We start from the raw sequence: 21,854 nt of genomic DNA, 5'->3' as shown, positions 1-21,854 counted from the left end.
GCCGGGGAGGGCGCAGGCGGAGCTGGAGAGGTCGACCGGGACCAGGACCTCGACGCAGCCGGGGGCGAGCTGCGGAGCGGTGTCCAGGTCCTCCCTGTAAACGAGCTGGCCCCTCACCAGGGGCACCCTAGCCACCTTGCCCAGGGCCTCTTGAGGCGGAGCCAAGCCCTCCGAAGCGGGCTTCGGCACCTTCACCACTTCCGTGTTCCTGCTGCTTATCTCCACCCCGGCGGGTATGACCTCCTTGACCTTCAAAGCTTCCACCGGCTGCGTGGCCTCGCCGTACTTCTTGTTGGCCGCCGCCACGATCACGACCGTGAAGAGGAGCGACAGGAGGAGCGAAATCACCAGGCCCACTTTCCGCGTGCGCGTCAACGCTTAACCCCCTTTCCGAAGTCTTGCGGGACGACGACCGCCCCGCGCTTCACCTTCCTACCTTTCGTCTCCCTGGCCGTGAGGGGAAAGCGCGGCACGAACCACCTCCCCTCCTCCCAGAAGCCCCAGCCTCCCCTGATGAGCCTCCTCACGAAGGCAGGGATGGGAACGTGGCTTTCCCAGAGAAAGAGGCAGCCGGGAAACTTTCTCGCGGCCAGCTCCAGGTCGGAGCTCAACCCCTTTAAGAACTCCCAGGGGAGTACCCCGGGAGGGGCCTCCACGTGCACCTCAAAAGCCTTCTCCCACTCCCAGCGGAGCTTCTTCCCGGAGAGGAAGAGGAGCAGCCTCGCCCACCAGGGGTGGAGGGGCAGGAGCACCACCCACTTAAGCCCCAGCTCCCTGCTCTTTTTCCCGGCCCGGGCGAGGTAGGGGAAGAAGGAAAAGTAGCCCAGGGCCAGGAGGGCAAGCGGCAGGACCAGGGCCTTGAAAAACGGCGCGAGCGGGGCAAGCAGGAAGAAGAGCCAGAGCAGGAGGTCCCGTCCTTTGGCGCCCATCTTCCTACCTCGGCGCTATGTAGCTCACCTGGTAGGCCCCGGGCAGGTAGGTGGAGACGGAGTAGCCCTTGCCGGTCAGAGTGTAGGTGCCCACGCTGTACTCCCCGATCCTGAACTCGAACGGCACCGACACCTTCGCCCACACGGTCTTGCCCCACGTGACCGGCCCGGCGGAGGGGCCCACTTCCACCCTGACTCTGTCCCTGGAGACGTTGATCTTCCGGCAGAAGTCGGCCACCGCGCTTTCCGCCTCCCGGGTGTACCCTCCCCACTTGCCCATGGACACCGCCACCATCTGGGCCTCGTTCTGCACCATGCTCCACTGCCCGAACATCACCACCCCCACCACGCCGAAGAAGGCGAAGAGGAAGACGACGAAGAGCGTGAAGGGGAACATGACGACCTTCTCAAGCAAGCCCTACCACCCCCCTCAGCATCAGAAAGGCAGAAACCACCTCCGGGTCAAACTGCCTCCCCGCCCCCTTCCGTATCTCTTCGAGCGCCTCTTCCGCAGAGAAGGCCCCCCGGTAGGGCCTGGGGGAGGTCATGGCATCGAAGGCGTCGGCCACCCGGACGATGCGGGCCAGGAAGGGGATCTCTCCTCCCCCGAGCCCGTCCGGGTAGCCCGTGCCGTCGTGGTTCTCGTGGTGGTGCTTCACCGCGTCCACGATTTCCCCGTCAACCCCGGCGGCGGAAAGTATCTCCGCGCCCACCACCGGGTGGGCCTTCACCAGGGCAAACTCTACCGGTTCGAGCTTTCCCGGGCGCAGCAGCAGCTCTGCCGGCACGCCGAGCTTTCCCAGGTCGTGAAGGTATCCCGCCAGCCGGGCCTTCCCCGGAGGGAAGCCGAACTGCGCAGCCAGGGCAGCGCACAGCTCTCCCACCTCGCGGCAGTGCGCGGCCGTCAGAGGGTCCCGGCGGCAAAGGAGGTCGAGGAAGGCGCCCGCCAGCCTCTCTTCGAGCGAAGCGGCCAAAAGACCACCAGCCTTTCCCGAAAGCTTTCCACAAAAAAGAGAGGGGCCGGGTCTCGCGGCCCCTCTACCAGCCGAGTGCTCGCAGCAGGCGCAGGAGCACGGCCAGGGATTCGGCGCGGGTTATCGTGGCGCCGGGCTTCAGGGTGCCGTCCGGGTAGCCGGAAAGCACACCCTCCGCCACGGCTGCCCTGGCCCACTCCGGCACGTCCCGGGCGTCTTTAAACCGCGACAGGTCTGCGGGGCTGTAGTCCGGGAGCTTCTTCAGGAAGTTGCTTACCATGACGGCCGCTTCAGCCCTGGTTATGGCTTCGTCACCGGCAAAGTCGCCAGGAGCACGACCGGAAGCCAAACCGGAAAGCAGCGCCGCGGCCACGGCGTCAGAAGCCCAGCCGGGGACGCCTTTCATCCCGGCCAGGGCCCTTTCCTTCTCCTCCGGCGTCGGCCTCGTCACGACCCGGTAGAGCTTCTGCTCACCCTCCGGCAGCAGCCCCAGCGCCCGGGTAAGGACGGCCACGAACTCCGCCCTGGTCACCGGGGCGTCCGGACGGCAAGGACGTTCAAGCGAAGACGGGTTTTCCGGGTTCGGGTACCCTTCCACCAGGGCCAGGCCGTTTGCCCGGTTTATCACCGGCTCCGCCCAGTGCCCGGCCACGTCGGTGAACTTCGGCTGTCTCACCGCGAAAACCGCCACCCAGCCGCTGTACCCGCCGTCGTTGAGCGCCCGGACCGCCTTCCCGCCTTCCACCGGGTAGGACGCCAGGGCCACCCACTTGCCGAACTTCCCGTTCCAGTAGTACACCCTGGGCTCAAGCCCGAGCGCCCTCGCCCGCTCCAGGCGGTCGGGGCGGGTCACCTCCACGGTGAACTCGGACTCCGGCTTGTCCAGCTTCGTGCCGCCCGGGGCGTAGCCTACCTTCGCGGCCCGAGCCACCAGCGGTATGTGGCCGGGCCAGCGGGCCACGAAGACGCCCTCCGGCAGGCCCTCCACGGGCGGCGGGACTTCCACATCCCTCACTTCGAGCAACGCCCGGGAATCCTGTCCCTGCCAGGAGGCGGAGACCTCCGCCCTCCCCGGGGAGAGCGCCTTCACCTTCCCGGCCGCGACCTCAACCACCCTCCCGTCGGAGACCGACCAGGCCGCCTCTCCGGTCACGTCCGTTTCCGTGCCGTCGGAGAAGAAGGCGACAGCCCTCAGCTCCCCGGTCTCCCCCACCGCCAGCGCGAGCTCCGGAGGCCTCACCTCCAGCCGGACCACCCGCCGGGAAGTCCCGCCCTCTCCCGCGACCTTCAGGAGGGCCACCGCCCGGAGCCCCTGCCAGGAAGCAGAGACCTCTGCCTGCCCCGGAGAAAGCGCCCTCACCTTCCCGCCGGACACGGAGGCCACCCTCCCGTCGGAGACGGACCACGCCGCCTCGGACGTGACTTCCCGCTCCGTGCCGTCGGAGAAGGAAGCCGTCGCCTTGAGCTGGACGGTGTCGCCAACCTTCAGGGCGAGCTCCGCGGGCTCCACCCGCAGGGCCACCGCGTCCGGGGGGAGCACCGTCAGGGTGGCCGTGCCCCGCAGGACCTGAGGAAAGGCGGACACAGGCAGGAGCAGCGTGAAGAGGACCGCCAGAAGGAACCTGAGACGGCGCAAGAACACCACCTCCTGCAAAAAAAAGAGGCCCCGGTCCGGTTACCGGGGCCTCTCCGGAGCATCAGGGTAGCTCCAGGGTGGCCGTGACCGTGGTCCTGCCGGGCCTCACGCCCTTGAACTGCCCCCTCGCCTGGGCGGGCTTCGCCGTGCCGGGATCGTCCGCGTCCCAGGCGCACCTGTCGGTCACGTCCACTTCCGTGCCGTCGGAGTACACCAGGTAGGCCCGGAAGTGCACCTCCTCCCCCGCCTTCACCGTGGCTTCCGCCGGGCGGACTTCCAGCCGGGCGGGCCGGGGCCCCGCGTCGGCGGAGTCGAAGAGCGCCAGGTAGTAGGACTGGTCTTTCGAGTCGTAGACCAGGGCGTAGAGACTGCCGGGGGCCACCGACCGCACCGATTCGTTCGCCCCCAGAAGCCCCGCCCCCGCAAGCTTCTGGTTGAGGACGCCGAGGTTGGCGTCGTACCTGGACGCCCTGGGTGCCAGCAGAACGTTCACCAGGCCGTCCTGCGGGGAGACGGGACCGCCCAGCTTCTCCTCCTTCCCGTCCGCGCCCAGGACCACCCACCGGTCCGCGTCCCGGCTCCGGTAGTCCAGCACCGCCCGCCCGTCCTTGAGGAGGGGGTACGGGAAGGAAGAGAAGCGCCGCCACGCCTCCCTGAAGCCCTTCCCATCCGGTACCCACACGCTCACCGGCAAAAGAAAGTTGCAATCCGCCAGGCCGTAGTTGTTGGTCAGGCCGTAGAGCTGCCGGTAGTCCGCACCGGTCACGTCTCCCCAGGCCACCACGGAGCCGTGCGGCGTCCCGAAGAGGAAGACCGGGAGCGCGGGCGTCACCTCCTTCCCGGCGTTCTCAGGGGCCACCGGGGGGATGCTCGACCATTCCAGCCCCCCGTGCCCCCAGACCGCCATCCCGCCCCGGCCGGCATCGTCGTAGACCGGCATGACCACCCTGCCGCCGGGCAGGGGCCAGATGGCCGCCGAGAGGAGGCCGCCCTGGGAGCAGACCCGGAACGGGACCTTCTCCTTCCAGACCAGCCTGTACTTCTCCACCAACTGCATGTCGGGGAGGTAGGGCTCGGCGTAGCGGTTCCCGCCCGGGGCGACGGCAGCCGTGGGTGGCTCCTGCCTGGAGTACCTGACCACCACCTCCGGGCAGGGAAGCCCCGTCCCGGCCATCCCGTCCCCTTCGAGGTACGCCCCGACGAAGTAGCCCTCCGGGAAGGTCACCGCCACGTCCCCGCCGGGGGAAGGCACCTGCCCCCTCTCCACCTGGACGGTGTAGGCGTAGCACCCGGCGCCGCCCTCGTAGGAAGCCGCCTTCTCCACCCCGGGCAAGAAGAAGGAATCAACGGTGGCCGTCCCCCCGATCCCGCCGGCCTCGAAGGAGACCTCCACGCCCTCCCTGAGCCCTTTCAGGTGCACCGGGGAGTCGAAGAAGACATAGTACCGCAGGGGGTTGTAGTTGTAGGGCCTGGTGCCCAGGTCCACCTCCACCCTGCCCTCCTGGGGCAGGCCGACGGGACGGAAGACCACGTAGTCCGGCGAGAGGGCGGGAGAGCTACTCGGCGCCTGGAGCGCCACCGGGGAGAGCGTGGAGACGGCCAGCACCCGGGGAGGTTCGGGCCGCACCCTGAAGCCCACCAGCCGGACCGTCCTGTCGCCTTTCAGGTTGTCTTCGTAATTGAAGACGGGCCAGGCCCCGGTGGAGTCCTGCGACTCCACCGCCATGCCGGTTTCAAAAGCCCCGGTCCGGTTGAGGTAGAGGTCGTACTGCTTCCTCACCCAGGTGGCGGGGGGAGGGTCCCCGGCCCTGTGGAACCACTCCGGCAGGTTGAACTCCAGGACCTTCCCCGTCCCCGACAGGTAGCGCGCTTCTTCCTGGAAAAGGACCAGTTTTAAGGCGCTGTGGTTCACCACGTATACCCCTTTGCCGTCCACCGAAGGAAAAGGCACCAGGTAGTCTTCCTCCCGGCCGCCGGAGTTGGGGTCGCCGTTGCAGAAGAAGGCCCCCCGGCAGCGCAGGGGCACCACGGGCACGCCGAAGTCAAGGAGCAGGGGGTCGTGCCTCCCTATTTCCGCCCCGTCGGGCACGCTTACCCTGCACTCCAGCGGGTTCCGCAGGTACAGGCACCCCCCTCCCCGGGGAACCACCATGTCCCCGCTCCGGAAGGCGCCTTCCTCCCAGAGGACCGCCAGGTCGCCGGGCCGGTCGAGGGGCCTCTCCAGCACGAGCTTCAGTCCCCGGGACGTGACCTCCGTTCCGGCCACTTTCACTTCCTCCGGGGAGCCGCCCGCCGGGTAGAACACCGCCCTGAGTCTGGTCACATCCGGGGTTACCTGGCCCGCCGGGACGGTGAAGTTGAGGTAGAAGTGGTCGAAGGGGAGGGCGTAGGCCCCGGAGTGCCCCACCAGCCAGGCGTCGAACCTGGAAGGAGAAGAGGTAACGTTGATCCCGGTCGACCCCCGGCCCAGGGAGACGGGGGCACCGTGGAAGAACCGTGCCAGGGGGAAGTCGACGAGCTTCCGCGCGGCGTCCTCTCCCACCAGACTGGCCAGCTCGTCCCAGGTCCCCAGCACCCGGGCCTCGACGGTGAAGTTGTTGTAAGGAGGGCTCGGGGACGGCGGGTAGAAGAAGACGGTCGCCTCCGCCCTACCGGAAGCGTCGGTCACCGCGGTCAGGGGGCAGACCGCCCCGCCGCCCGAAAGCGTGGTAAAGCGCACCTTCCTCCCGGCGACCGGCTTCCCGGAGGAATCGGTCACCACCGCTTCGAGCCGCGCCCTCCCGCCGGAGTAGCAGGGGCCGGGCTCCGCCACCCTCAGCTCCACCCTGTAGGGGTAGTCCGGGCAGGTCTCCGCACGGGTGGCCGGTACCCCCACCAGGAGCGCCAGGACGCACAGAAACAGGACTCCAAGGAACTGCCTCAAAATCCCACCTCCTCCTGGATCTTCAGGCCCGCAAAAAATTCGAAGGTAAAAAAGAAAAGCCGGGCTTTATCCCCGCCCGGCCCTCTCCTTTAGAAAAACGGGGGAGCACGAGGGGGCTGTAATCCCCCTCAATTCATTGAGGGGATACACGGACCCCCTCGCGGTATAATGGCATAAAGGCCTAGGGAAAGGAGGCGAACCGTGAGTGTCCCTTGTCACTATTAAAGCCCAGGTCCACGCCGATCCACAAACCGAAGCCGTTCTCAAAGACGCCATGTTCTGTGCCACCAAGGTCTACAACGGCCTCCTCTGGCATCTCCGGAAAGAATACAAGGAGACCGGGAAAGTAGACATTTCCCGCAGGAACCTCAACCGCATCTTAAAAGAACTCCCCCGGGCAAAGGGCTACTACTCGATGTCCGTGCAGCTCACGCGGGACGAAGTAAGGGAAGCCTACAGGTCCTTCTTTGCCCTCAAGAAAAAAGACCTCACGCGGCACAGCGCTCCCGGATTTCGCCGGAAAGGTTATCTCTCCCCGCTCAAGTACGTCCAGAGCGGCTTCAAGGTGGAAGGAGATAAGGTCACGGTTTCTCTGGGCACCGGGCGGGAAGACGGGGTGAGGGAAGTCTCCTTCCGCATCTCCCACCGTCCCGGCGTACAGTACGAGCGGGTGCGGGAGCTCTCCATCACCTACGACAAGATATCCGGGCGGATAGAGGCCCGTCTGGTGGTGGAGGTGAAGGCAAACCCGCGTCCCGGGACGAAAAGAGCTGCCCTGGACCTGGGGGAGACCTTTCTTATGGCAGCCGCCTTCGAGGACGGGACCGTGCTGCTCTACTCGGGCAGGTTCATCAAGTCGGTGAGGCGGTACTGGCAGAAGGTGCGGGCGAATCTTAAGCAGAACTCCCGCAGGTGGAGGGAGGTGGCCCACCGGGAAAAGCTTCAGGTGGAGCACCTGCTCCACGTGGCCACGTCCCACTTCATAGAAGAGTGCGTGAGGCGGGGCGTGGGGGAGATAGCCATCGGGGACCTTTGTGGCATCCGCGAGGGCATCGACTACGGAGACAAACTCAACCAGAGGCTGCACGCCTGGCCGTACCGGAAGCTCGTCAGTATGCTCAAGTACAAGGGTGCTCTGGCGGGAATCGTGGTCCGGGACGACGTGGACGAGAAGAACACGTCCGCGCGCTGTCACGCCTGCGGGCGCGTACTGCCCTCCAACCGGAAGCACCGGGGGCTTTATGTGTGTTCCTGCGGCTGGAGGGCGCAGGCGGACGTGAACGGCTCTCTGAATATCTTCGAGAGGGCGTACCAGGTATCTCCCGTGAAGGGGAGTAGTGGCCGTGTGGCGCGGCCCGTGGTCCTGTCGCTCCGCCTGGGGTGGCACGGGGTCCACGAACCGGAGCGCAAGGGAAAGACCTTGCGCGCGTCCATTTAAAGGGATGCCCCCGAATTCATTCGGGGGAGGACGTCACATCCCGAACTTGCCCGTGGCCCAGTTGATGAACTTCTGCCACACCTGCTGCGCGGTCTGCGGCGCCAGGATCATGAAGGCCACGACGACGAGCACCACGACCACCGCGGCGCCGATGACCCACACCAGCTGGTCGAGCGAACCTTTCTCCTCCGCCAGGAGCCTCTTGGCGGCCAGCAGGCAGGCCCGGGCCTTCAGGTTCTCGAAAAGCCTTTTCACCCCTGCACACCTCCCCTACTTCTTCTTGATCTGGTAGCTCTTGGTGACCGCAGAGTAGCAGCGCATGGGTATCGTGACCTTCTGGCTTATGAGCGGCGTGTCGATGACCGCCACCGGCACGTCCACGGCCACCCGGTAGCCGGGGGCTAAGGCCCTGCCCCCCGGCACGGGGTCGCCGGTGTTCACGGCGGTGAACTCTTTAAGCGTGTAGTCCTTCACCGTCTGCCTCATGACGGCTTCGAAGTACCTCCTGGCCTTGCCCTCGTTGAGCCTCACCTCCTTTATGTCCCCCGTGACGTTGGCGGCCTGGGCGGCGAACTGCAGGGCCTCCACCGTCCAGGTGAACTTCGCCTGCGCCTGCTTCCACACCCCGAAGCAGACGCCTAAAGCGAAGCAGAGCATGGTGAGGAAGGCGACCATGTAGCTGAAGAGTATGGGCTCCACCAGCATGCCCCCCTCACCCTTCAGGAGCAGAGCCAGCCGTGGACCCTTCCCAGGACCCACAGCAGGGCAAGACACGCCAGGACTGCGGCGCACAGCACCACCCCCACCAGGGCAAGTTTCGTGAGCCCCAGGGCCGCCCTTTGCACCGGGCCGGGCTTTCTCCCCTTCCGCATAGTTCAACCCCCGAAGGCGTGGGTGAGCCTGTCCAGGAGGAACCTCGCGCCCGGGTAGCCGAAGACCAGGGCCACGCCCAAAAGACCCAGGACGCACACCAGGGCCAGGTACCCGGCCTTGGCGGCGGTGGCCCGCGCGGCGGCGAGCTCCTTCAGGTCCTCCACCTGGTCGGAGAGGTCGGCGAACACCTCCGGCGTTATCCCGGCGTCCCAGGCCGCCGCCATCCTGAGGAACACGGCGTCGACCAGGGGGTGCGAGGCCTTCCTCACCAGGGGGGCCACCGCCTCGTCCACCCAGCGGAACTTAAGCTTGACGAGCGCCTGCGCCACTTCGGAGCGCAAGGGCTCCGGCAGGAAGGGCACGGTGTGCTCCAGGGCTTCCTTGGGCGTTACACCCTCGACCTCCAGGAAGGCGGGGAAGAAGGCCACCAGGCTGGGGACCCCGTCCAGGAGCTTCTCCCGGTACTTCTTCCCGGCGTTCTCCACCGCCTTCTCCACCAGGAAGAGCCCCAGGACGCCCGCCGCCACCGCCAGGACCAGGGAAAAAGCGCCCAGGAACTTCACGGTAAGCAGAAAGACCAGCAGGGCCAGGCCCAGGCCGACTACGAGCGAGGCCCTGAGCACGTCCTTAAGGCTCTTGCCCATGTACCTCAGGGCCTCTTCCTTCTGCCTGAACCTCCTGGTGAGCCGGGCCTTGACGGTGGAGACCGCCGCCTGCGCCGGGGAAAGGCTGTACTCGTCCTGGGGGACGGCCAGGAAGTACAGGACCAGGAAGAGGGAGACGAAGAGGCCGAAGGCCAGTAGAGCCAGGGAGACCACCTCCTTTTCAGCGCAGGGGCCACGCGCGCAACCCCTTATCCCGTCTCCAAAAAAAGAAAAGGCCCCGGCTTTTGAACCGGAGCCCCCTTGAGAAGCGCCCGCTACTCCGCCAGGCTTGTGACTCCCGTGCCGTTCACCAGGAGCTTCCCGGTCACCGGCGCGAGCTTGTAGCGGTAGACGTAGGGGCCTCGCACGGAAGTCCTGCAGTAGCACCCGCTCTTGGTGCAGACCAGGTGGTGGTGGATGACCTCGTACACCACCTCCACCTCTATGTCCCAGGCGCACAGGGTGTAGTACCTGGGCTCCAAAACCATGTCCCTGTCCTCAAGCTGGGAGTGGATCTGCGCCCCGTCCATGCCCCACTCCTCCTGGAACTCCACCTGCGCCCTGTGCCCGTCGGCGGTGGGCTTCATCTCCACCGTCACGGTCTTGTCGGGATCGAGGATGACGCTCCCCCGGTACTTGTTCCCGCAGGAGTCCACGATGAGCTGGCTGCCCGGGCCTATCACGCTGTCGCCGCACAAGGGCGGGTAGGGCGTGCCGAAGGTGAACTCTGGATTCCGCTTCGGGTAGGTGAGCTTGGCCGAGACTATCCTCCAGCTCACGATCCTGGAGTAGTCGGGGCAGTCGCACTCGCAGCGGAAGCCGTGGTAGTCCGGCGGCCTGGGGGCCACCGCGACGGCGTAGTCGGGGCTCTCGCCCTCCGCCACCACGTCCTGCACCGCCAGCGGCGCGAAGGTGGCCGTCACCCAGTCGGTCCACTTGGCCGTGCCGGGGTCGCGCACGATGGTCCTGTCCTGGCTCACCGCCTGGAAGGTCAAGCCGGGCCCGGCCTGGACCGTGGGCTTGACGGGCTCCTGGGAGGGGACAATCCTGGCGCGGGCTTCGTTGTTGGCGGGGTCGGCGTCGAGGTACGGCAGGATGTCCCGCTCGTCAAGCCCGACGGGCATGCCCTCCCAGAGCATCGGCAGGACCTGCACCACCAGCTCCGAAGGTTCAGACTGCACCTGGAGCTGGACGGTGAAGGTGTAGGTGCCGCCAGCCCTGGCGGGATAGACGTCGAGGTAGCTCACCCCTTCGCCCTCGCTCACTCTAGACTGCCTCCCCTCCAGGGAGAAGGGGACGGGCTGAGAACCGCCCTGGGTCTTGTGGGCCAGAATGACGCGCATGCCCAGTTCGCCGTAGGGGTCCCCCTTGCAGCCGACCTCCACGTTAAAGGAGACGCCGCTGCCGGGCTTGCCCCGCTGCTCCTGGGGGGTGACCTTCGCGTAGAAGTCGGGGACCGGCGGGCCCAGCGGCACGGAGACGTACCAGACGGAGCCGCCCTTCAGGTGGAACATGACGCCCATGCCCCAGACGCCCGGGGAGGGCGGCAGGTACACGTGGACGTATTTCTGCGGGTTCTGCCAGAGGTCGGAGGACTCGTCCGGCGGGTCGTAGCCGTTGCAGGTGGCCGCCCAGTAGAGGCCCCACCTGAGGCGCTGGACCACCTCGGGGTCGGAGCAACCGTCGAGCGCCGGACTCTTAATGTAGCGGGGGTAGGCCTTCTTGACCGCCGCGTTCAGCCATGGCTCCGGTATCCAGTTCCTGTCGGAGAGCTTCCCCTTCCCCCTGGCGTCCGGCGGGAAGAAGGGGTTGGTCACGGTCTCGTCGTAGTAGCCAAAGCCGACGAACCGGGCGCGACCGTCCCTCAGCTCGTTCCCTGGGACCTGGCTCCAGTCCCCCCAGGCCAGCATGGGCCAGCCCACCTTGACGGCCAGGGAGGGGTTCAGCAACAGCCGCTTCTGGTCGAGCGGCCTCCCCTCTATGTTGGCGCTGGTAAAAAACCCGTACTTCTTGAACTTTTGGAGGACGTACTCGTTGGCCCTCTCGACCAGCTGCGGGTCGGGCTGGTCAGCAAGAGCTACAGAAAAGCTGAGGGCACTGAGCAGTGCCGCCAGCGCCCCCAGGACGACCAAGAGAAGCCTTTTCCTGCCCATCAGAACCCCACCCCCGGCGGGCGTACGAAGATCGCTATACCATCGCCACCATCGTATACAAACACGTTCCTGCCGTCGGGAGCGGTTTTAATAACACCTTCGACGGGCAGGAGCGGGCACTCTTTCTTCCGGCTGTCCTTGTGCCTGGCGACGTCCATCAGCCAGTCGGTGAACTCGCCGGGGCCGAAGGTGTTGGTCAAGACCTCCCTGAGGGTGGCCAGCATCTGGTCGAAGGTGACGCCGGGTTCCAGGCAGTCGGTAGTGGTGGAGAAGATCTTCACACTGCCATCGAAGTCCAGGCCGACCTGCACGCCGTTCTTGTAGTAGTTGCCGTTGCCTTCGAGGACGCTGGCCCCCTCAGGCACCCACACCCGGTTGTTCTCCGGGCCTATGAACTTCCCACCGGTGGGCTTCGGAGGCTCGGGCGCCCCGAGCTTTTCCAGAATCTGCTTGATCTCGTCGGCGGTGGGCTTCGGCTTGCCCTTCGGCCAGCAGACCACCACCTGCTTTTCAGGCAGCCACTCGACCTCGAACCCCAGGGCCTCCGCCACGAACCGGGCCGGGAGCATGGTCCGCCCCGGGTCTTTTATAGCCGGGGCCACGTCTATCTCCCGCACCTGCCCGTCGGAGGAGACCCACTTCTCCCCGATTTTCATCTCGACCCGGGGGAAGCCGGGCTCCGCCAGCGTCACCTTGCCCCCGCACTTCGGGCACCAGTGGATGTTCGCGTTGTCCACCCCGAGCGCGTTGGCGAGGTAGCGGACGGGGACGAAGGTCCGGTCGCTCTCGATGTAGGGTGCCACGTCCATGTCCACGTAGGAGACGCCGCCCTCGACCCTGGAAGGCCTGACGCTCGGCGGGCAGTAGCCCTTGACGGCGTACCGCGCCTTGCCGACCACGAACAGTATGAGGCTGGGCTTCTCCCCCTTGACCACGACCTGCTCCTGCTGCGCCCGCGCCCAGGGCACGGAGAGCAGGGCCAGGAGGAGAACCCCCAGCAACACCCGCGCTGCTTTTTTCATCTCCATCCCCCCTCTGAATTTTTGAGTTTTGGTCGGTCCAAAACCCGCCTCCTGGAGTCCCTGCCAGGAATATTGTACCGGAAAGTCCCAGGCCTTCCCTGGAAAGCCGGTACTTTTCCCTGGTAGAAACAGAAAAAAAATGGACTTGACAAACTCAGCTATCACCCCCCAGGAAAAGAAAAAGCCCGGCTTCTCTGCCGGGCAAAACTAGACCTTCATCCTGCGGAGGAGGTCGTTGACCTGGTCCTTGATGAGCCTCAGGAGCTCCCTCGCGCGCTCCGGGTCCTTCTCGGCGAGGTTCTTGAGCGCCTCCAGGCCGCCCAGGTAGAAGCCGCAGCCCACCCTGCCGTAGCGCACGACCGCCATCTCCAGGATGGTCTCCGTCCCCAGGTAGTACACCCCGCCGAAGCCGAAGACGGCGAAGCCCAGGCGCCTGAGGCTGCGGGCCAGCCGGGCCACCTTCCCGCGCTCCTCCTCGTCGCCGTAGAGCCTCTGCGCCAGCTCCCTCGTGGGGACGCCCGCAGGGTAGGCGTCTTCGAGCAGCCGGAGCATCTTTTCGGCAAGGCTCCCCTTCCTCGGCCGCCTCACACTCCTCACCTCCCTTCCAAACAAAAAAGGCCGGGAGGGGCTTCTCCCGGCCGACCGGTCTACACGGGCTAACCTTCCTTCTCTTTCCCGCCCTTCAGGACCTGGAGTTTCGGCTTCCCCGGCTCTAAGACCTCCCACACCTCGACGATCCGGGAGGCCGCGACGTCGAGGGAGGTCTTGAACGCGGCGAAGTGCATCGTGTCGTTCATGACCTCCACAAGCTCCCTGAGCTCCTCCCCCGGGGCGCCCCGGACGCGGGCCGCCGCCAGGAGCCTGTCCCTGTGCCGCTTGAGCAAGTTCCCCAGCGCTTCCGCCAGGGCGCAGGCGTGCCGGGAGGCGTCCGCCACGAGCTGCCTGAACTCCGCGTGCTCCCTGGTCCACTGCGGGGGCTTCGGGCTCTCCTTCTCCTTCTTGAGCTGGGCCTGGGCGTGGTCGAGCCAGCGCCTCAGCCTTTCCACCTCTTCCTCCAGGGCCCGGGCCCTGGCTTCCTTTTTCTCTTTTTCCTGGACTACCTCCCGAAGCCTGGCTTCCAGGAACTCTTTGTCCTGCAGGAGCCTTGCCGCTTCCTCCCTCGCCGCCTCCAGCTCCGCCTGGAGGGTAGGGTCAGGCCTGTAGACGACCTTCTCCACGACCTTCTCGACGGGCTTTGCCTCAAACTCCTTGAGCCTCTGTTCGAGCTTTTCCAGCTCCCTTTCTTTCTCCTCCAGGAGGCCGCGCAGCTCCTTCTCCCTCTGCTCCTGCTCCCTCCTTATCCTCTCCCCGGCGGCGGACAGCTCCCCGGAAAGCTTCGAGAGCTCGGCGGAGAGGGCCCTCTTTTCCTCCTCCAGCTCGGCCAGGCGGCGGGAGAGCGCCTCCTTCTCCCTCCGTTCGGTTTCGAGCTCCTTGCGGAGTTCCTGGGCCTGCCTGACCGAGAGCCCAGCCACGCCCGCCTCGCCCAGGACTTCGAGAAGCTGCTTCTGTTCTTCCGGGGGCAGGAAGGCCAGGGAGTAGGCCGCCGTCTGGGATAGCTTGCCCCGGGAGACGAGTTGCTGGAGCTCAGGGATCAGGTCGTTGAGTTTGACGGACGCGTAGAACTCCTTTTTGTTGCTGTAGCCGGCCTTTTTTGCCAGCTCGCTGGAAGTCCTGGGTGTTCCTGGAGTTACATTTTGTAACCCCATTTTCTTCCAGTACTCCAGCAGGAACTTGTCGCGCTTCGCCTTCTTTATGGGGTCTCGGCAGTAGCGCCGCTCATCGTTGTCGGCAATCAACAAGTACTCCAGGTACTCCGGGTCGCCGTCCACTATCTCCACCGGCACCTTCTCGAAACCCAACTCCCTAGCTATCTCCAGCCGGACATGGCCGGAGATGACCGTGAAGTCGGGGGTGACCTTCAGGGGGTCCCTTATCCCCTCCGCCGCAATGCTGCGCTTCAGCATTTCCCGCTCCTCCGGTGTCGGAGGAGAGTAGTACTCTGCGTTTTTGGGGTGCGGCTTTAAAAGGCCGACGGGGATGTAGTTTTTCAAAGAGACCACCTCCGGTAAAAACCTGGCTCCCGGAAAAGAAAAAGCCCGGCTTTCCTGCCGGGCGGTCAGACGACCGGGTGCCCGCCTTCCAGGTCCACCACCGGCCCCCTTAGTGCCGTCTCTATGTGCCTCCTGTACCGTTCCAGCAACGCGAGCCACCTCTGCGCCTCAAGGTAGTGCCTGGAAAGGTCGGAGCAGGCGGCGAGGTGCGCCACCTCCGCCTCTTCCCTCTCCAGGGCCAGCATGAGCTTCCTCAGCCTGGCGAGCAGCTCGAACGCCGGGCGCTTGCGCCTGAGGTCCTTCTCCAGCAGGTTCCTCTCCGCGCTGAGCCGCCGCACTTCTTCCTCCAGTTGCTCCTTTTCCTTTCGCAGCCGCTCCAGCTCCCGCTCCAGGGCTTCCTTCTCATTGATATGCTCTTCCACAAGGATCACTCCTTGTCCAGGATTGCTCTCAGAAAAAAGAAAACCCCGGCAGGTCTTGCCGGAGAAGTGGGAGGTTACGCGCATGACCTCTCTAGTCGAAACCCCTCCGCACTATCTCGAACAGGAGCATAGTATTGTGTATACCCCTTCGCTTGTTTCTGTTTGAGCCCCGGAATATTACTACGTCTATACCAAGTTCGGAGCACACAGGGCAGTTGCACTTTTCCCACGGGCGGGCTGCAAGGGTTTCCTTATAGGCTTGGGCCAAGTCCTTCTTTTTCTTTTCGTTCCGGTCGACCAACCTGTCGTAAGCAAGGACTGCCTCAAGGGTCTCCTCGAGAGAAAGCTTACCCGCACCGTACAAGTGCAATGCTTGGAGCGCCCGTCTTTCAAGCCTCTCTACTTCCTCGAACGGGATTCCACTCCCGTGAAGTTTCTTTCGAGTCCGGGGGTCGGACGAAACAGGAACACGTATCGCGGCATACCACTTGCGGTCGACCCCAAGGTAATTCTGGTCACTGCGAAGCCAAGCCTTTCGGAAGTAACTGGCACTGTCAAAACTTGAGACTCCCAACTCACGAAACTTCGACTGAAGTTTCGGCCTGAATATTCCAAAGAGGTGTATCCAGACCGGCTTACCGAGCTTTTTGCGGACTTCGCAAATTCCCTTGACTATCTCTTCAATTTCAGAATCCGTTCTGAACACGAGCCCACCAATTCCCACGTGGCGGTAACCCATTTCCACATACTCCGGCAACTGCAACGCATACGACTCCGGCGTCGTGCCCTGGATAACACCCACCGGCACAAACCGGCAGCTTAATCGGCGGTGAGCCTCAATGAAGGCCCTTGCCTTCTCACGCGTCAACCTGACCCGGCGTTCCCGCTCCTCAGGCGGGAAAAAAGGAGCCGGGATGTGGTCGACACTGGCACCCAGGTCGAACCCGTGTAGCTCGTAAAGTGACACTGCCTGTTCCACCGTGATAACTGGCTCAGGCTCCTGTATGTATGAAAAAGCGCCACAGTCGCCAAAGAGGAATTGGTCTTCAGAAAGACCAAAGCGGGCCCGAAGAGGCTGGGGAGCCAGTGTACGTACATCCGCCCGTGAAAAGCCCTTCAGCGCGCCCTTCCCCTTAAACTGCTGAGCCAAGCTTACCAAAATCCCGTCGCAGACTTTGCGGGGACGCATCAAAACGGTAACGTGGACCTCCCTCCTTTCGTCCCTCCGGACCTGGGAAAATGTGTCGTTGTCAAAATCGTACTCGGGGTCGAGCATATCGTCCCAATCAGGAAGAAAGTATAAAAGACGGTCATAATTGATGTCAGGCTCTGTTCTTTTCCGCTTGTCCTTCCTCTTCCTCAGAAATTGCGAAAGATACTGAAGCTTCTTTCCTATAGGACCAGCCGCCACCTCGACGTGTTCAAAACCGGTGCCATGGACGCCATCTAACAATGGTTCCAGGTAGTCCTTCCCGCATACGATGGCCAGTGAAGAGCATAAAGTCGACCATTCCTTTAACGTCGCCACGACCATCTGCCGGAGTTCCCTTGCCCTCTCCGGCGTCATCCTGCGCTCATAAAAGGGTATCGGCGCTAACCCACCTATCAAACCGTACTCAGCAGAAAAAACTCCGACTCTCAAATTGGAAGGCCAACTCCATTCCCGAAGAAAAGACCGTATGACACGGTAGGCCGGGCCATCGTAACGCACAAGCGCAGGAATTTCACCGGGAGCATCATTCTTTAAAGCGGAACACGAAACTATAAGCAAATCCCCCGTCTTCAAAGTTCCACTTCCTCCCAGCTTTAAGGATATCGCAATTCATACCTGCGATTATGAGCCAACAACAAGGGACAGTTCCATCTTAAGTCGCAAGCATCACAAGTTCCTTCTGGAGGCAGCGGTGGAGGCAGCGCAAGATCTACCCGGCCTTCGTTCCGGCAGCGTTCGATTTCCCTGACTGTTTCATCGAAAAAGTTCATTGCCTCTTCCACCGATTCGGCTGAAACGTCGACCTGGAGGACGGCGTTAACCGGCCGCTCAACAGGAGGCGGGTCGCCTCCTAGCTCCCCCAGAAAGTATAAAACGGCCCGTCTCGGCCTCCGACCCCTCTGAGCCTCGTAGAGCGCTGCATATACTCGCATCTGAAACACATACTGATGATACAACGGATCTCCTATAGACGGACATTTTCCCGCCTTGTAGTCCCAAATCTCAACAGACTCACGATCATCTTCGGCAATAGCAAGGACATCGACCGTTCCTTGGAGGATGTACCCTTCTCGCCGGGCCTGGAGGCGACACTCCGTATCCAAGATTCGAGGGTAGAAAGAGGGTCCTTCTATACGGTTAAACCTTTGTAACAGCTCGAGAGCATACTCTCTCTGTCTTGTGGGAGCCCAGATGCGACGCGCGCGAAGCCTCCTGTTGACCTGCTCGAAGTAATCGGCTATGTCGCTCTCCGAGGGCATCCCGGGAGTTCCGAAAAGCCCCCGATAGTGCATAAATGCCAAGTCGAGCACCTGGTGCGTTACTATTCCGAAGTATAGTTGCACCGTCAGAGACGGCTGGTAGTTCCTAATACGAAAGGTAAAATACTGCAACGGACACCTCCGATAAGCAAGGACATCTGATGTTGCACTGTAGGCACGGTACGTCTCCCCGGGATCAGAAAAAGGAACGCGCAATTGACTGAAGCGACTGTGTGGCATCATCTATACACCTCCTTCTGCTGCGAGGAAGGTTCATAATTTCTGAAACCGCCGGCGCATTCCTACCCCGCCTTCTCCCCCGAAAGAAACCGTTTCTGAAGCGGAGCGCCGCAACTGGTCTTTCGTAACCAACAGAATCAGAGCGTACTTGGCTCTGGAGTAAGCCACGTAATAGAGTCGCACATCGTCTTGCAGCGCAAGTTCCTCCGGCCGGAAGGCAAACATCGGAGGTTCACGGCGAAACTGAGCCATCTCCGCTTCGAGGCGGTGTTCGCCTCTCGGTGCGCAAGCTGAACCAAGCCTTCCCACAAAGACAAAGTCAAACTCGAGCCCCTTGGCTTGGTGGATGGTCATAACCGGAAAGCTTCCCCTCGGGCAAACAACTTCTTCGTCTTCATCGTCATCAACCCCATACGTCTCAAAGTACCCACCTAAAACTTCACAAAAAGACCTCAGCCAACTCCCGCTTACTGAAGGTTGACTTCTGTCTCTTTCTAGCCTTCTGCCACATATGGAGCCAAATGATTCAAAAAGCCTCGTTAACTTGCTTAACCGGTAATCCCGAACGGGGTCCTGACGATACCCTAAGAAAGGAGGAAAACTAAGAATCCGGTATACAACTTCCAGAAAGTCCTCAGCCAATATTTCGCCGCCCTCAGCACTCCTTATACGTTCCCGCGATCTCTCAACATAACCGCGTAAATCAGGGTAAGCATCTATCACCCTGGAGGCTTCTTGAATCCAGTCCCGTACATGATCGGGCAGGTCCGTTCCATCCGGATTAAGAATAGTTACCAAAACACCCAAAACCTCCCTAACTTCTGGCTGTTTCGAATATGCTTTAGAACGAGGGTTGTACACTGGTATCCCTTCGTCTCGAAGCGCGGACACAAACGGACCGGCAGCACGGGAGGCTTCCTTCGTACTCCGGAGAAGCAAAACACACTGGCTGTAGTCTTCGATAGTGCCTTGGTCTCTCAAACTCCGCACGAATGTTGCGAATTGTTGGGCTAAGTCATTTATGTTTCGTCCTTCCAGGAAGCCCAGCGCCGGATAACTGCCTCTGATGCCTTGTCTGGAAACCATCATCGGCTTCCAAAGCCGAACTCCTTGCTGCTGCATCAAATTAAACGATTGTATGTACCAGCCGTACCACTCCACAATCCTTTGATCCGAGCGATAGTTTTCCTGTAGCCGAACCTCGTGAGGTCGAACATTCCAGCGATTCTCGCACCGCTGTGAAAACCTAACCATGCACTCTACCGTGCTGCCACGAAAACGATAAATGGCCTGATCGTCGTCGCCAACGACGGTAAGATTATGGGGTTCTGCGGAAGCAAGCCGGAAATAAATCTCCTCCTGAATAGGATTAGTGTCTTGGTATTCATCAACGAGGACACAAGCAATCGGGGGATCTCCTGTTTGGGAATTTCCGCCCAAGAAGAGTTGCCCCTGCGGGCTATCCAAGAACTCAAGGAACAACTGTTGAAGGTGAGCAAAGTCACAGCAACCTTGCTCCTCAAGCCGATCCCGATAGAACGAGTACGCCTCCGCGAGTTGCCGGTAAGCACCTTCTGGCGCTCCTTGCAACCGATGCAGGTCTACTCTATATTCGACTATCCAGTTAAAAAGCTTCTCCAACATTCTGACAACATCCCACAAGGAGAACCCTCCTGCAGTATGTCCTAAGAGATAAGAAAAATGACTGATGATTTCATGCCAGTTGGTTCGAACCTCGTAAGCAATGTGTCTCCGGATAAACATCCGCGCTTCAACTTCATCTAATAATCTAACATTGCGGTAAGGCAGATATCGGTACTCTTGAAGGATGTCGTTAGCCAAACTATGTAACGTCCCTATTCGCAAACGGTTAATGTTGATGTCGGATAAACACGGAAAACGCTCCTGTAAACTGGTCATGTGGCCTGCTATTCGCTGCTCCAGGTTTCGAGCTGCCTTCTCCGTGAAAGTGGTCACGATGATGGCCCGCGGATCCACCCTATCGCAACATAGTAGCTTAAGGCAACGAGCAACCAGTGTTTCCGTTTTTCCGGTTCCAGGTCCAGCAACTACCAATAAGGGACCACTGCCATGTGCCACAACTTCACGCTGGCGGTCATTGAGGGGAAAACCGTTGCGCTCTTCTAAAACCATGCATAATTCCTCAACGCTGATTGTCATCGCTACCCCCCGAAAAACTGACCCGAAAGTACTTAAAAATTTCCTTACTTCACTCAAACGGGTAGTTCCTGCAACTAGGAGCCAGAAAACGACCGGTATGATAATCCTATCGCGAGTTCTACCGTCACTTTCCAACACACCGCCTTGACATAGCTGACTGGCTGTACCAAAAGAAAACCCCGGCAGGTCTCGCCGGGGGAAAGCGGGGGAACAAAAGCCTCCAGAAAACACGAAAAAGGGGTCACGCGCGTGACCCTTTCTTTTTTGAACACCTTCTTGCAGGTCCGGAGGAAAGTTTCGGGCCCGGCGTCTTTTCCGGGCTCCCCGAGTCCAGAGCAGCATGAGAGAAGCCCATGCGTCAGGTCTCCGAGTTTGCCGCACCGAACCTTCTTACTCTCACCCGGTTTCCCGTCACGGTGACAATGCTGCCTTTCTCCAGGTCTTTTCCGTATTTGGACAGGATTACGCCGAGGATCTGCTTCCTTTCGCTCAGAGGGACATCGGGCAGGCGGACTATGCTGGCCCTGACTTCGCCGGAAGCGACCACCAGCTGTCCGAAGTCCTTGTCCAGCGTGATCACGACCCGCCGCTCTCTGGCCGCCCACCGCAGGACCTCTTCGTCGGTCATGCGGCTGTCCACATCTCTCACTTCCGCCACGTCGTGGCCCATCTCCCGGAGCCACCTGGCCAGCCCGGTGCCGGCGCACACGTCAACGAGAAACTTCACCGCGTCGCCTCCAGCCGGACCTCGCTCAGCTCTTCGTTGGCCACCAGACGTCTGGCGTAGGCTATGCAGGCCCTGATGTCGTCAGGTTCGAGGTCGGGGTACTCCTCCAGGATCTCCTGCACCGTGGCCCCCTGCTCCAGGAGGGCCAGCACGTTCTCTACCTTTATCCTCAGCCCGCGGACGGTGGGCTTCCCCTGAAAGACGGCGGGGTTGACCGTTATCCGCCGGAGCAGCTCTTCCCTTCCGGCCATTGCCACACCCTCCCCTTGCGGCGCTCTCCCTGCTATCAGTCTATCAGGAATACCACGAAACCACAACGGTGCGAAAGTTCGGGATCTCCGGCCAAAAGGTCACGCACGTGACCCTCTCTCTTTAAAAAGATTGGCACCGTACACGAGTCTTTCCCCGCCTCACAGACGGGGCGGGCGTCTGCCGCCCCCCGGCGGCGCGAGTTCCCTTGCCCACCGGCGCAACTCGCAGGCCAGCAGGCAGAGGGGGAGGAGACCGGCAGCCCCACAGAGCAGGGCCAGGTGCGGGAGTCCTCCCCGCAGGAGCGCAACGGCCACGAGCGCCGTGGCCGAAAGGCCGCACAGGTAGGTCGCCAGGGCCATCAGCCGTACCTCCAGCATCCCTCGATCCCCTTTAGAAAAACGGGGGAGCGCGAGGAGAAAGTCCACCCCCTCAATTCATTGGAGGGGATACACGAACCCCCCTCGCGGTATAATGGTAGAAAGCTCCAGGAAAAGGAGGTGAACCGTGAGTGCCCCTCGTCACTATCAAAGCCCAGGTCCACGCCGATCCACAAACCGAAGCCGTCCTCAGAGACGCTATGTTTTGTGCCACCAAGGTCTACAACGGCCTCCTCTGGCACCTCCGGAAGGAGTACGAGGAGACCGGAAAAGCAAATGTTTCCCGCAGGAACCTCAACCGCATCTTGAAAGGGCTTCCCCGGGCGAAGGGCTACTACTCGATGTCCGTGCAGCTCACGCGGGACGAAGTGATAGAGGCGCACAGGTCCTTCTTCGCCCTCAAGAAAAAGGGTCTCACGCGGCACAGCGCCCCCGGATTTCGTAAGGTCAAAGCTACCTCTCCCCGCTCAAGTACGTCCAGAGCGGCTTCAAGGTGGAAGG

The 21,854-nt window shown here is 62.3% G+C and carries 22 protein-coding genes and 1 pseudogene; 2 read left to right on the top strand and 21 right to left on the bottom strand.

Annotated features, from left to right (window positions below; genetic code table 11):
• From DXX99_RS09865 to DXX99_RS09840, 6 genes are all read right to left on the bottom strand, one after another.
• A partial coding sequence (locus DXX99_RS09865) for an SAF domain-containing protein (RefSeq protein WP_134643007.1) occupies nucleotides 1–375 on the bottom strand: 375 nt, incomplete at its 3' end.
• Nucleotides 372–929, bottom strand: a complete 558-nt coding sequence (locus DXX99_RS09860) for a hypothetical protein (RefSeq protein WP_115793320.1) — start codon at nucleotides 927–929, stop codon at nucleotides 372–374. The genes DXX99_RS09865 and DXX99_RS09860, both read right to left, overlap by 4 nt.
• Before the next feature lie 4 nt (nucleotides 930–933).
• Nucleotides 934–1,344: a hypothetical protein gene (locus DXX99_RS09855; protein ID WP_115793319.1), complete on the bottom strand. Its 411-nt coding sequence runs from the start codon at nucleotides 1,342–1,344 to the stop codon at nucleotides 934–936.
• The gene (locus DXX99_RS09850; RefSeq protein ID WP_115793318.1) at nucleotides 1,337–1,903 is read right to left on the bottom strand and encodes an HD-GYP domain-containing protein; all 567 of its coding nucleotides are present in this window, start codon (nucleotides 1,901–1,903) and stop codon (nucleotides 1,337–1,339) included. Before DXX99_RS09850 ends, DXX99_RS09855 begins: the two co-directional genes overlap by 8 nt.
• Nucleotides 1,904–1,967: 64 nt before the next feature.
• Nucleotides 1,968–3,539 (bottom strand): S-layer homology domain-containing protein, encoded by a 1,572-nt coding sequence (locus DXX99_RS09845; protein WP_165847819.1) that lies wholly within the window; start codon nucleotides 3,537–3,539, stop codon nucleotides 1,968–1,970.
• Between the two features lie 61 nt (nucleotides 3,540–3,600).
• Nucleotides 3,601–6,462: an Ig-like domain-containing protein gene (locus DXX99_RS09840; RefSeq protein ID WP_115793316.1), complete on the bottom strand. Its 2,862-nt coding sequence runs from the start codon at nucleotides 6,460–6,462 to the stop codon at nucleotides 3,601–3,603.
• A gap of 205 nt (nucleotides 6,463–6,667) precedes the next feature.
• On the opposite strand from DXX99_RS09840, the gene DXX99_RS09835 reads away from it, so the two are divergent.
• A complete protein-coding gene (locus DXX99_RS09835; protein WP_115793315.1) occupies nucleotides 6,668–7,900 on the top strand; it encodes an RNA-guided endonuclease InsQ/TnpB family protein in 1,233 nt (410 codons plus the stop codon).
• A gap of 33 nt (nucleotides 7,901–7,933) precedes the next feature.
• On the opposite strand, the gene DXX99_RS09830 is transcribed toward DXX99_RS09835, so the two are convergent.
• From DXX99_RS09830 to DXX99_RS09765, 15 genes are all read right to left on the bottom strand, one after another.
• Nucleotides 7,934–8,155: a hypothetical protein gene (locus DXX99_RS09830; protein WP_115793314.1), complete on the bottom strand. Its 222-nt coding sequence runs from the start codon at nucleotides 8,153–8,155 to the stop codon at nucleotides 7,934–7,936.
• Between the two features lie 15 nt (nucleotides 8,156–8,170).
• Entirely contained in the window at nucleotides 8,171–8,605 is a 435-nt protein-coding gene (locus tag DXX99_RS09825) for a hypothetical protein (RefSeq protein ID WP_115793313.1), read from the bottom strand.
• Nucleotides 8,606–8,619: 14 nt separating this feature from the next.
• Nucleotides 8,620–8,772 (bottom strand): hypothetical protein, encoded by a 153-nt coding sequence (locus DXX99_RS11575; protein WP_165847818.1) that lies wholly within the window; start codon nucleotides 8,770–8,772, stop codon nucleotides 8,620–8,622.
• 3 nt (nucleotides 8,773–8,775) lie between these two features.
• Nucleotides 8,776–9,591 (bottom strand): hypothetical protein, encoded by an 816-nt coding sequence (locus DXX99_RS09820; RefSeq protein ID WP_115793312.1) that lies wholly within the window; start codon nucleotides 9,589–9,591, stop codon nucleotides 8,776–8,778.
• 101 nt (nucleotides 9,592–9,692) lie between these two features.
• Nucleotides 9,693–11,570 carry an Athe_2463 domain-containing protein gene (locus tag DXX99_RS09815; RefSeq protein ID WP_115793311.1) on the bottom strand — a complete coding sequence of 626 codons (1,878 nt, stop codon included), beginning with the start codon at nucleotides 11,568–11,570 and terminating at the stop codon, nucleotides 9,693–9,695.
• Entirely contained in the window at nucleotides 11,570–12,592 is a 1,023-nt protein-coding gene (locus tag DXX99_RS09810) for a stalk domain-containing protein (protein WP_165847817.1), read from the bottom strand. Before DXX99_RS09810 ends, DXX99_RS09815 begins: the two co-directional genes overlap by 1 nt.
• A gap of 207 nt (nucleotides 12,593–12,799) precedes the next feature.
• The gene (locus tag DXX99_RS09805) at nucleotides 12,800–13,180 is read right to left on the bottom strand and encodes a hypothetical protein (RefSeq protein WP_115793309.1); all 381 of its coding nucleotides are present in this window, start codon (nucleotides 13,178–13,180) and stop codon (nucleotides 12,800–12,802) included.
• A 68-nt stretch (nucleotides 13,181–13,248) separates the two neighbouring features.
• Nucleotides 13,249–14,682 carry a ParB/RepB/Spo0J family partition protein gene (locus tag DXX99_RS09800; protein ID WP_165847816.1) on the bottom strand — a complete coding sequence of 478 codons (1,434 nt, stop codon included), beginning with the start codon at nucleotides 14,680–14,682 and terminating at the stop codon, nucleotides 13,249–13,251.
• 65 nt (nucleotides 14,683–14,747) lie between these two features.
• Nucleotides 14,748–15,104 (bottom strand): hypothetical protein, encoded by a 357-nt coding sequence (locus tag DXX99_RS09795; RefSeq protein ID WP_134643005.1) that lies wholly within the window; start codon nucleotides 15,102–15,104, stop codon nucleotides 14,748–14,750.
• Nucleotides 15,105–15,195: 91 nt separating this feature from the next.
• Nucleotides 15,196–16,890 (bottom strand): tRNA-guanine transglycosylase DpdA, encoded by a 1,695-nt coding sequence (gene dpdA, locus DXX99_RS09790; RefSeq protein WP_115793306.1) that lies wholly within the window; start codon nucleotides 16,888–16,890, stop codon nucleotides 15,196–15,198.
• Nucleotides 16,891–16,910: 20 nt separating this feature from the next.
• Nucleotides 16,911–17,816 carry a RecB family exonuclease gene (locus tag DXX99_RS09785; RefSeq protein WP_276308346.1) on the bottom strand — a complete coding sequence of 302 codons (906 nt, stop codon included), beginning with the start codon at nucleotides 17,814–17,816 and terminating at the stop codon, nucleotides 16,911–16,913.
• 33 nt (nucleotides 17,817–17,849) lie between these two features.
• Entirely contained in the window at nucleotides 17,850–19,997 is a 2,148-nt protein-coding gene (locus DXX99_RS09780; RefSeq protein WP_165847814.1) for an ATP-dependent helicase, read from the bottom strand.
• A gap of 358 nt (nucleotides 19,998–20,355) precedes the next feature.
• Nucleotides 20,356–20,724 (bottom strand): DUF5615 family PIN-like protein, encoded by a 369-nt coding sequence (locus DXX99_RS09775; RefSeq protein WP_115793303.1) that lies wholly within the window; start codon nucleotides 20,722–20,724, stop codon nucleotides 20,356–20,358.
• Entirely contained in the window at nucleotides 20,721–20,975 is a 255-nt protein-coding gene (locus tag DXX99_RS09770; protein WP_115793302.1) for a DUF433 domain-containing protein, read from the bottom strand. The genes DXX99_RS09775 and DXX99_RS09770 overlap by 4 nt, the downstream gene beginning before the upstream one ends.
• 159 nt (nucleotides 20,976–21,134) lie before the next feature.
• A complete protein-coding gene (locus tag DXX99_RS09765) occupies nucleotides 21,135–21,353 on the bottom strand; it encodes a hypothetical protein (protein WP_134643003.1) in 219 nt (72 codons plus the stop codon).
• A 131-nt stretch (nucleotides 21,354–21,484) separates the two neighbouring features.
• Here DXX99_RS09765 and DXX99_RS09760 point away from each other — a divergent pair.
• Nucleotides 21,485–21,854, top strand: a pseudogene (locus DXX99_RS09760) (RNA-guided endonuclease InsQ/TnpB family protein); the annotation flags it as partial.

Origin of the sequence: Ammonifex thiophilus (assembly GCF_003368535.1) — a bacterium.
Lineage (GTDB): Bacteria > Bacillota > Desulfotomaculia > Desulfotomaculales > Ammonificaceae > Ammonifex > Ammonifex thiophilus.
Note: the sequence above shows the minus strand (reverse complement) of the source record. Positions and strands in the feature narration are given on the sequence as shown.